Raw genomic sequence first — 1211 nt, 5'->3', positions numbered from 1 at the left:
GGCGGTTTCTAGCGGTCGTCGCAACACGTGGTCGGTTGGTTAGGCCGCGATGAGTTTATGCAGGCGCTCGGCTGGGGTTTCCCAGCCGAGCGTTTTGCGTGGGCGGCGGTTGAGCTGGTCGGCGACGGTGACCAGGTCCTCGGGCGTGTGGACGGACAGGTCGGTGCCCTTGGGGAAGTACTGCCGCAGCAGGCCGTTGGTGTTCTCGTTCGAGCCGCGTTGCCAGGGACTCGCCGGGTCGCAGAAGTAGACCGGGACGTTGGTGGCGACGGTGAAGCTCTTGTGGGCGGCCATCTCGGATCCCTGGTCCCAGGTCAGCGATCGCTTCAGGTGGGCGGGCAGGGTCTGGACGGTTTCCACGAGGGCGTCGCGGACCTGCTCGGCGGTGCGGCCGTTCGGCAGGTGCAGGAGCATCACGTAGCGGGTGGCGCGCTCGACCAGGGTGCCGATCGCGGAGGCGCCGTCCTTGCCGATGATCAGGTCGCCTTCCCAGTGCCCGGGAATCGCCCGGTCCTCGGCCTCGGCCGGGCGTTCACTGATCATGACCATCGGGTCGGTGAAACGGGGCTGGCGACAGTTGGCCTGACGCTGGGGCCTGCGGCGGGCCCGGCCGGAGCGCAGGGCGCCGGCCAGCTCGCGCCTCAGCTCGCCGCGGCCCTGGATGTAGAGCGCCTGGTAGACGGTTTCGTGGACCACGTGCATCTCCGGCCGGTCGGGGAACTGTGCCCGCAGAGCGTGGCATATCTGCTCAGGGCTCCACCGCTCGTGCAGCATCGCCTGGACGGCGTCCCGCAGCTGTGGATTGCTGCTGATCTTGCGGGGTTTGGGACGTGGACGGCGAGCGTCGGCGCGGGCCTGGGCCGCGTGCGGCCGGTAGTGCCACTGGCCCCGGGTGCCGTCGGTGCGGTTGCGGCGGATCTCCCGGCTGACCGTAGACGGACTGCGGCCCAACTCGGCGGCGATCTGGCGGACGGTGGCCTTCTCCCGCAGCCGGTCGGCGATATGGATCCGCTCGTCCTCGCGCAGGTACCTGGATGTGTCGGAAGGCGGCACCACCGAGCGGATCGGTGGTGCCGCCTTCTGCCGGCCCTCGGCGCTGCGACCGTTGCGCCACTTGCGGCCGGTCCGCTGATCGATGCCCACGATCCGGCACGCCTCGGTGTTGCTGTAGCCCTGCTGCATGAGCCGGGAGTATGCCGCCCGCTCCCGGC

1 protein-coding gene is annotated in these 1211 nt (G+C 70.1%); it reads right to left on the bottom strand.

Annotated elements, in window-relative coordinates:
* Positions 1-39: 39 nt before the first annotated feature.
* The gene (locus tag AB0C76_RS41445; protein WP_359975990.1) at positions 40-1182 is read right to left on the bottom strand and encodes an IS30 family transposase; all 1143 of its coding nucleotides are present in this window, start codon (positions 1180-1182) and stop codon (positions 40-42) included.
* Positions 1183-1211: the final 29 nt, after the last annotated feature.

It is taken from the genome of Kitasatospora sp. NPDC048722 (assembly GCF_040650235.1).
In the GTDB taxonomy this organism is placed as follows: Bacteria; Actinomycetota; Actinomycetes; order Streptomycetales; family Streptomycetaceae; genus Kitasatospora.
This window is presented reverse-complemented; position numbering and strand designations above follow the sequence as displayed.

Coding starts and splice junctions, on each gene's coding strand:
- AB0C76_RS41445 (WP_359975990.1), bottom strand. CDS start 1,182: ATGCAGCAGGGCTACAGCAACACCGAGGCGTGCCGGATCGTGGGCATC.